We start from the raw sequence: 7,694 nt of genomic DNA, 5'->3' as shown, positions 1-7,694 counted from the left end.
TTACTCAGAGTTAAGTGACGATAGCCTAGGAGATACACCTGTACCCATGCCGAACACAGAAGTTAAGCCCTAGAACGCCGGAAGTAGTTGGGGGTTGCCCCCTGTGAGATATGGAAGTCGCTTAGCTCTTTGGGAGTTTAGCTCAGCTGGGAGAGCATCTGCCTTACAAGCAGAGGGTCAGCGGTTCGATCCCGTTAACTCCCATAGGTCCCGTAGTGTAGCGGTTATCACGTCGCCCTGTCACGGCGAAGATCGCGGGTTCGATTCCCGTCGGGACCGTAATAACGAAAGTTATTTGACTCGTTAGCTCAGTTGGTAGAGCAATTGACTTTTAATCAATGGGTCACTGGTTCGAGCCCAGTACGGGTCATATTTGCGGGTTTGGCGGAATTGGCAGACGCACCAGATTTAGGATCTGGCGCTTAACGGCGTGGGGGTTCAAGTCCCTTAACCCGCATAATAGAAATCAGCCGGCTTAGCTCAGTTGGTAGAGCATCTGATTTGTAATCAGAGGGTCGCGTGTTCAAGTCATGTAGCCGGCATTTTTTTTAATATAAACCAGAGTCGATGCGAACGTAGTTCAGTGGTAGAACACCACCTTGCCAAGGTGGGGGTCGCGGGTTCGAATCCCGTCGTTCGCTTATAGAGGCCGGGGTGGCGGAACTGGCAGACGCACAGGACTTAAAATCCTGCGATTGGTAACGATCGTACCGGTTCGATTCCGGTCCTCGGCATATATTGAAGAGCACCCTTAGCTCAACTGGATAGAGTACCTGACTACGAATCAGGCGGTTAGAGGTTCGACTCCTCTAGGGTGCATTAACAATTTAACTCGGGAAGTAGCTCAGCTTGGTAGAGTACTTGGTTTGGGACCAAGGTGTCGCAGGTTCGAATCCTGTCTTCCCGATTGATGGCGGTGTAGCTCAGCTGGCTAGAGCGTCCGGTTCATACCCGGGAGGTCGGGGGTTCGATCCCCTTCGCCGCTATAATGATCTTGTTGGACCTTTAGCTCAGCTGGTTAGAGCTCTCGGCTCATAACCGAGTGGTCGTAGGTTCAAGTCCTACAAGGTCCATTGGAATGATGGAGGATTACCCAAGTCCGGCTGAAGGGAACGGTCTTGAAAACCGTCAGGCGTGTAAAAGCGTGCGTGGGTTCGAATCCCACATCCTCCTTTATTTATTATTAGCGCGGGATGGAGCAGCTCGGTAGCTCGTCGGGCTCATAACCCGAAGGTCGTAGGTTCAAATCCTGCTCCCGCAATATTTGGCTCGGTAGCTCAGTTGGTAGAGCAATGGATTGAAGCTCCATGTGTCGGCGGTTCGATTCCGTCTCGCGCCATTTTTTAATATGATACTATGCGGGTGTAGTTTAGTGGTAAAACTACAGCCTTCCAAGCTGTTGTCGCGAGTTCGATTCTCGTCACCCGCTTTGAACTTTGTTCAATTACCAAGTTTTTAACTTGGGCGCGTAGCTCAGGTGGTTAGAGCGCACGCCTGATAAGCGTGAGGTCGGTGGTTCGAGTCCACTCGTGCCCATTAATAGGAGAATTACTCAAGAGGCTGAAGAGGACGGTTTGCTAAATCGTTAGGTCGGGTAACCGGCGCAAGGGTTCGAATCCCTTATTCTCCGTAATTAAAGAGCTTTATAGCTCTTTTTTTATTACCTTAGTCTTATATTATTCTTTTTATAACTCTTAAACATTTGATATAATGTAAGTGCAATAACTACAATAATTAGATAATTATAAAGGAGTTTGTTATGGAAGAAAAGGGTATTTTAGGAGTCTTGCTAGTTCTATTCATGAGTCTTTTTATGTTTGGCTGTAGTAATCATAGTTCCGAAAATTCCAGTCAGGATCTTAGTTTATCAACAACTGTTAGTCAATCAAATACTAATGAACAAACTTCCGTAGAGTCTAAGAAAAATTTTAAAGAATTTTACAAGCCAGTTTTTGATAATTACCAAAAAATACTTTCTACACCGAAGAATGTAAATGCAATCTCTAGTCTCTATAAGAGTTTACAAGGCACTGAACGCCCTATCAATAGTTGGTCTCTTGAAAATGCGGTTTTTCAATCAGATAAGATGTGTTATGCCTATGCGGATCTTAATCAAGATGGTGTAGAGGAATTATTAATAGGCGTTGAGCAATCTAATGGTGATTATTTTATTTCGGGTCTTTATTATCTTGTAAATGAGAAACCGATACTTTTAGCAGAAGGTTTTGTAGCCGGCCATGGTGGGGCTAGAAATTCTATGAATATCTATAAGGGTGGCGATATCCTGGAATTAAGTTGGTCCTCTGGAACAGGAGAAGGTAGAGGAGTACTCTATCATCTGAATTTAAACCAGCAAGCTGAAAGTAAACTACAAGAACAGGATATTCGAGTTCCTGGGAATAAAAGTTTGCACTCTGACTTTGGTAAGACAGAAGCCGAATTAATGAACTTCAAACAACTAGATTGGCAGAAATTTGAAAGCTCTACTAGTACGACCATTTCGGGAGAAAAGCAAAAAGCACCATGGAATGCCAACAAATCTGCCAAACTAGAAGCTTTTATAAAGGGCTGGGGAGAAAGACTAGGACAACCCAATTACCAAAAGGGAATCGCAGGAGGAGATGTGGGGGCTGACCACCTCTATACACTTAGGGATGATGGACCAAGTGAGAAAATGAATGCTGAGTATACGGAGACAGGTCTAGGAAATGCCCAGTACCGAATTGTAGAGCGTTATAGTAATTGGGATAAATACCCAGATGTGCATAGTTACTTCTTTGCGATAACTAAAACAGGAGAAGCGATTGTTTTTCATTCACCAACGACAAATGGTGGAATCATGTACTTAAAACCGACAGAAAATACAGAGATCCAAGCAGAGTTTAAACGTTTGGTGGAAGAAGAGTAATCAATCATAATGGAGAGTTTGGCCTTAGCCAAACTCTTTTTCTTATATATGATTTCAAATCAAAATCGTTGACAGATGTAATATCTAGTATTACAATGATATAATAATGATTACACTCTTATAAAAAGTGAGATAAGGATCTTAGCTTTTAAGGAGATGGTGAGGAAGAATATGATTGAATATAAAAATGTAGTCCTGCGCTACACGGATAAGGACATTTTAAAAGATGTCAATCTCCGCATTGAAAATGGAGAATTCATGGTGCTAGTGGGTCCTTCAGGGTCTGGAAAGACCACCATGATCAAGATGATTAACCGTCTTTTGGAGCCGACAGATGGCAATATTTATATGGATGGGAAACGCATCAAGGACTATGATGAACGAGAATTACGTCTTTCTACTGGTTATGTTTTGCAGGCCATTGCTCTCTTTCCTAACTTGACTGTTGCTGAAAATATAGCATTGATTCCTGAGATGAAGGGCTGGAGTAAGGAACAAATAGCCTCTAAAACAGAAGAACTCTTGGACAAGGTGGGTCTGCCTGCTGCAGAGTATGCAGAGCGCATGCCTAGTGAGTTATCAGGTGGGGAGCAACAACGGATTGGCATTGTGCGGGCCATCATTGCAGAGCCAAAAATCTTACTGATGGATGAGCCTTTCTCTGCTCTCGATGCTATTTCTCGCAAACAGCTACAGTCTCTTACCAAAGACTTGCACAAAGAGTTTGGTATGACGACTATTTTCGTGACTCATGATACGGACGAGGCCTTAAAATTAGGCGATCGAATTGCTGTTTTACAGGATGGGGAGATTTGTCAGGTTGCTGACCCTAAAACAATTCTACAAGCACCTGCGACAGACTTTGTAGCAAACTTGTTTGGAGGTAGTCTTCATGTCTAATTTCATTTCAACCTTTCAGGAGCGATTTAGTGAATGGGTAACAGCTCTGGGTCAACACCTACAATTATCTCTTTTGACCTTATTGGTCGCTATTTTTCTGACCATCCCACTTGCGGTTTATCTAAATGGTCACAAAAAAGTAGCGACCTGGGTGCTACAAGTTGCAGGTATCTTCCAGACTATTCCTTCAATGGCCTTGTTGGGGCTCTTTATCCCTTTCATGGGGATTGGAACCTTACCAGCCCTCACAGCCCTTGTCATTTACGCTATTTTCCCGATTTTAGAAAATACAATCACAGCCCTGAATGGCATTGATCCTAGTCTTGAGGAGGCAGGGATTGCTTTTGGTATGACCAAGTGGGAGCGACTCAAGAAGTTTGAAATTCCACTTGCCATGCCTGTCATTGTATCGGGGGTTCGAACAGCGACCGTTATGATCATTGGGACAGCGACTCTAGCAGCTCTTGTGGGAGCTGGTGGATTGGGCTCCTTTATCCTTTTGGGAATTGATCGTCGGAATGCTAGTCTCATTTTAATCGGAGCAATCTCATCAGCCATCTTGGCTATTTTCTTTAATGTCATTCTCAAATGGTTGGAAAAGGCAAAGTTGCGTACGATTGTTTCGACCTTTGCTGTCATGGTCCTTGGTTTGGGAGTTAGTTATGTTCCAAGCATGATTCCAAATAAAGAGAAAGAAAATCTGGTTATAGCTGGGAAGTTAGGACCTGAACCTGAGATTCTCATGAATATGTATAAACTTCTCATCGAGGAAAATACGGATATGACGGTGACGGTTAAACCCAATTTTGGGAAGACAGACTTTCTTTACCAAGCGCTGAAAAAAGGGGACATTGATATCTATCCAGAATTTTCAGGAACAGTGACAGAGAGTCTCCTCCAATCATCTCCACAAATTGGGCATGACCCAGAAAAGGTTTACGAGGTGGCTCGTGATGGTATTGCCAAACAGGATCAACTAGCCTTTCTTAAACCCATGGCTTATCAAAATACTTATGCTATAGCAGTTCCTAAAAAAATTGCGCAAGAATATGGGCTTAAGACGATTTCAGACTTGAAAAAAGTAGAAGGACAGCTCAAGGCAGGATTCACTCTGGAGTTTAATGACCGTGAGGATGGAAACAAGGGCTTGCAGTCTGTTTATGGATTGAATCTCAATGTGGCAACCATGGAGCCAGCTCTTCGCTATCAAGCCATCCAGTCAGGGGACATTCAAATTACAGATGCTTACTCAACAGATGCTGAAATTGCTCGGTATGACTTGATGATTTTAGAAGATGATCAACACCTCTTCCCACCTTATCAAGGGGCTCCACTCATGAAAGCTGAGTTACTCGAAAAACATCCTAAGTTGGAAGATGTTCTTAATAAACTAGCTGGAAAAATCACCGAGAGCCAGATGAGTCAGATGAACTATCAAGTCGGAGTAGAAGGCAAGTCTGCTGAAGAAGTAGCGCGTGACTTTTTGGTAAAAGAAGGACTATTGAAGAAATGATCAAGAAAGAAAAAATACAAGAAACTCTTTTGCGACTCTCTAAGCACTATGGAGAACAAAATTGGTGGCAATCGGATAACAAGATTGAAGACTTGGTATCGACTATTCTGATCCAGCGAACAACAGATAAGAATGCTAAGTTGGCTTTAGCTGGTCTGATGGATGTCATGACAGTAGAGGATATCCTGGCTTTACCGCTAGAAGAGTTACAGGAACGTATTCGACCTGCTGGATTTTTTAAGCAAAAGTCTCAAACGATTAGAGGACTTCTGATCTGGTTAAGAGAAGTTGGTGGTTTTGAGGTTCTTGCCAGAATTGGAACAGAAGATTTACGGAAGCAACTGTTGGAGTTAAAAGGGATTGGACCTGAGACAGCAGATGCACTTTTACTTTATCTTTTTGATCGTCCAGTTTTTATTTCGGATGAATATGCGAGAAGACTTTTTCGACGCTTAGGATTTGGAAACTTTGATACCTATAATGAAATGCATGCTGTTTATGGTAACGTCTTGGAAGGACTCACTCTCAAACAATGCCAGGAGATTCATGCTGTCATTGATGAACATGGGAAAGCTTTTAGCAAAAGTAAAGGCCAGTTAGATGAAAGTTGGTTACGATAAAAAATTCTAAGACCTCTTGTCTTAGAATTTTTTTAGTGAATTTACTGGCTTAAAAAATCATAGTTTGATCAGATTAGTAAGTAGAAAGTAGATGTAAAATACTCAAGGTGAATTGGAATATTTGAATGATAGAATGTCGACTAGTATTTTTCTTTTGAGTGGATATGAAATCTATAGTTGTGTTTGCTACTTCATATCTAAAACATCTAAGTAAAATCTCACTACTTGGTCTTCTTTATAAGATTTCCCCTTTTTCAGCCACCAGGTCATTGTTTCAATAAAGTTAGTTACAACAAAGTGCTTGAGAAAGGAGGATGGAATATTAGGATAAGAAACTTGCAAGTCCTCTGCTACCATAGGATAAACATGGTGTTCCAGTTCTTTCTGTAATTGACGGAGGAAGTAGTCATTTTTTGAGAAAAGAAGACTGGTCACGTGGTCTTGATTTTTCTTAAAATGCAAAAAAATATGTGTCAAATATGCTTCGATGCTAATATTTTCCTCGCGTTCGAAAAGATGATGAAAGAGATAACGGCAGAGCTCATCTAGGAGTAATTCCTTACTCTCATAATGACTGTAGAAGGTGGAACGACCAACATCTGCTAGGTCTATTATCTCCTGAACAGTGATTGTTTCAAAGTTTTTTTGATTTAGTAATTGCAAAAAAGCAGCATAGATAGCTTTTCGAGTCTTGGTAATGCGACGATCTTGAGTACTCATATGAACAATTTGAACAAACTGTTCACTAACGTACAGAGCGAACGGTTTGCTTCTATCCTTTCTTTTTGGAGTGAGAGATAATACTAGTAAAGGTAATAACTATACTACTATTATACCAAAGGAGAATATAAAAATGACAACGAAACGTGCTGTTTGGCTGGCTTTTTTCTTAAATTTGAGTTATGCAATTGTCGAGTTTATCGCTGGTGGAGTATTTGGTTCGAGTGCTGTGCTTGCTGACTCCGTTCATGACTTGGGAGATGCAATCGCAATTGGAGTATCAGCCGTTCTTGAAACAATCTCCAATCGTGAAGAAGATAATCAGTACACCTTGGGTTACAAACGGTTTAGTCTCCTAGGTGCCTTAGGAACAGCTGTGATACTCATGACAGGCTCTGTTCTTGTCATTTTGGAAAATATAACGAAACTATTTAATCCCCAACCTGTCAATGATGAGGGTATTCTCTGGCTAGGAATCATTGCGGTTACTATAAATATGCTAGCGAGTTTAGTGGTTCGTAAAGGAAAAACAAAGAACGAATCTATTCTTAGCCTGCATTTTCTAGAAGATACCCTTGGTTGGATAGCAGTCATCCTGATGGCAATTATTCTCCGATTTACGGATTGGTATATCTTAGATCCTCTCTTGTCGCTTGTCATTTCCTTCTTTATCTTGTCAAAAGCCATTCCACGTTTTTGGTCTACTCTCAAGATTTTCTTGGATGCTGTGCCAGAAGGAGTAGATATCAAACAAGTCAAGAGTGACTTGGAGCAATTGGAGTATGTGGCCAGTGTCAATCAGATCAATCTCTGGACTATGGATGGTTTGGAGAAAAACGCCATTATTCATGTTTGTCTCGAGCATATCAAACATATGGAAGTTTGTAAAGAATCCATTCGCGACCTACTCAAAGATTGTGGTTTTCAAAATATTACCATTGAAGTGGATGCAGATGTAGCAAGCCACCAGGTCCATAAGCGCAATATGGTTGAGCTAGAGGCAAGCCATGATCACGATCATCATCATTGATGT

The 7,694-nt window shown here is 41.7% G+C and carries 6 protein-coding genes, 17 tRNA genes and 1 rRNA gene; 23 read left to right on the top strand and 1 reads right to left on the bottom strand.

All coding sequences use genetic code 11. The features are described 5' to 3' along the window. Nucleotides 1–10 precede the first annotated feature (10 nt). From rrf to ACXYSM_RS05820, 22 genes are all read left to right on the top strand, one after another. Nucleotides 11–126, top strand: a 5S ribosomal RNA gene (gene rrf / locus ACXYSM_RS05925). A gap of 5 nt (nt 127–131) precedes the next feature. Beyond that, nucleotides 132–204, top strand: a tRNA-Val gene (locus ACXYSM_RS05920). A 2-nt stretch (nt 205–206) separates the two neighbouring features. Then, nucleotides 207–279 (top strand) — tRNA-Asp (locus tag ACXYSM_RS05915). Nucleotides 280–297: 18 nt separating this feature from the next. Beyond that, a tRNA-Lys gene (locus ACXYSM_RS05910) sits at nt 298–370 on the top strand. Between the two features lie 5 nt (nt 371–375). Next, nucleotides 376–457 (top strand) — tRNA-Leu (locus ACXYSM_RS05905). A gap of 12 nt (nt 458–469) precedes the next feature. Beyond that, nucleotides 470–542, top strand: a tRNA-Thr gene (locus tag ACXYSM_RS05900). 27 nt (nt 543–569) lie between these two features. Next, nucleotides 570–641: transfer RNA gene (locus ACXYSM_RS05895), tRNA-Gly, on the top strand. A 7-nt stretch (nt 642–648) separates the two neighbouring features. Continuing rightward, a tRNA-Leu gene (locus ACXYSM_RS05890) sits at nt 649–734 on the top strand. Between the two features lie 11 nt (nt 735–745). Next, nucleotides 746–819, top strand: a tRNA-Arg gene (locus ACXYSM_RS05885). Nucleotides 820–833: 14 nt separating this feature from the next. Next, nucleotides 834–907: transfer RNA gene (locus tag ACXYSM_RS05880), tRNA-Pro, on the top strand. Nucleotides 908–912: 5 nt separating this feature from the next. Next, nucleotides 913–986 (top strand) — tRNA-Met (locus ACXYSM_RS05875). Between the two features lie 13 nt (nt 987–999). Then, nucleotides 1,000–1,073 (top strand) — tRNA-Ile (locus tag ACXYSM_RS05870). Between the two features lie 10 nt (nt 1,074–1,083). Further along, nucleotides 1,084–1,173 (top strand) — tRNA-Ser (locus ACXYSM_RS05865). Between the two features lie 14 nt (nt 1,174–1,187). Beyond that, a tRNA-Met gene (locus ACXYSM_RS05860) sits at nt 1,188–1,261 on the top strand. Between the two features lie 5 nt (nt 1,262–1,266). Next, nucleotides 1,267–1,339 (top strand) — tRNA-Phe (locus ACXYSM_RS05855). Between the two features lie 19 nt (nt 1,340–1,358). After that, nucleotides 1,359–1,429, top strand: a tRNA-Gly gene (locus tag ACXYSM_RS05850). A gap of 33 nt (nt 1,430–1,462) precedes the next feature. Further along, nucleotides 1,463–1,536 (top strand) — tRNA-Ile (locus ACXYSM_RS05845). A 6-nt stretch (nt 1,537–1,542) separates the two neighbouring features. Then, nucleotides 1,543–1,630: transfer RNA gene (locus ACXYSM_RS05840), tRNA-Ser, on the top strand. A 129-nt stretch (nt 1,631–1,759) separates the two neighbouring features. Beyond that, on the top strand, nt 1,760–2,908 hold the full coding sequence (locus ACXYSM_RS05835; RefSeq protein WP_458634688.1) for a DUF4767 domain-containing protein: 1,149 nt from the start codon (nt 1,760–1,762) through the stop codon (nt 2,906–2,908). Between the two features lie 171 nt (nt 2,909–3,079). After that, on the top strand, nt 3,080–3,808 hold the full coding sequence (locus ACXYSM_RS05830; protein ID WP_458634687.1) for an ABC transporter ATP-binding protein: 729 nt from the start codon (nt 3,080–3,082) through the stop codon (nt 3,806–3,808). Next, nucleotides 3,801–5,321, top strand: coding sequence for an ABC transporter permease/substrate-binding protein (locus tag ACXYSM_RS05825; RefSeq protein WP_458634686.1), 1,521 nt, complete (start codon nt 3,801–3,803; stop codon nt 5,319–5,321). The genes ACXYSM_RS05830 and ACXYSM_RS05825 overlap by 8 nt, the downstream gene beginning before the upstream one ends. After that, on the top strand, nt 5,318–5,941 hold the full coding sequence (locus ACXYSM_RS05820; RefSeq protein ID WP_458634685.1) for an endonuclease III domain-containing protein: 624 nt from the start codon (nt 5,318–5,320) through the stop codon (nt 5,939–5,941). The genes ACXYSM_RS05825 and ACXYSM_RS05820 overlap by 4 nt, the downstream gene beginning before the upstream one ends. A gap of 186 nt (nt 5,942–6,127) precedes the next feature. Here ACXYSM_RS05820 and ACXYSM_RS05815 read toward each other — a convergent pair whose 3' ends face one another. Continuing rightward, complete coding sequence (locus ACXYSM_RS05815) at nt 6,128–6,661, bottom strand: TetR/AcrR family transcriptional regulator (RefSeq protein WP_458634684.1); 534 nt, start codon at nt 6,659–6,661, stop codon at nt 6,128–6,130. Nucleotides 6,662–6,794: 133 nt separating this feature from the next. Here ACXYSM_RS05815 and ACXYSM_RS05810 point away from each other — a divergent pair, with 133 nt between their 5' ends. Further along, entirely contained in the window at nt 6,795–7,691 is an 897-nt protein-coding gene (locus ACXYSM_RS05810; protein ID WP_024053927.1) for a cation diffusion facilitator family transporter, read from the top strand. The last annotated feature ends 3 nt before the right edge of the window (nt 7,692–7,694 follow it).

Source organism: Streptococcus sp. V940 (assembly GCF_054353495.1).
The sequence above is the reverse complement of the archived record's forward strand: the minus strand, read 5'-3'. Positions and strand labels throughout refer to the sequence as shown.

Bases quoted from the DNA above. Each gene is read 5' to 3' on its own strand.
- ACXYSM_RS05835 (WP_458634688.1), top strand. From the start codon at position 1,760: ATGGAAGAAAAGGGTATTTTAGGAGTCTTGCTAGTTCTATTCATGAGT.
- ACXYSM_RS05830 (WP_458634687.1), top strand. From the start codon at position 3,080: ATGATTGAATATAAAAATGTAGTCCTGCGCTACACGGATAAGGACATT.
- ACXYSM_RS05825 (WP_458634686.1), top strand. From the start codon at position 3,801: ATGTCTAATTTCATTTCAACCTTTCAGGAGCGATTTAGTGAATGGGTA.
- ACXYSM_RS05820 (WP_458634685.1), top strand. From the start codon at position 5,318: ATGATCAAGAAAGAAAAAATACAAGAAACTCTTTTGCGACTCTCTAAG.
- ACXYSM_RS05815 (WP_458634684.1), bottom strand. From the start codon at position 6,661: ATGAGTACTCAAGATCGTCGCATTACCAAGACTCGAAAAGCTATCTAT.
- ACXYSM_RS05810 (WP_024053927.1), top strand. From the start codon at position 6,795: ATGACAACGAAACGTGCTGTTTGGCTGGCTTTTTTCTTAAATTTGAGT.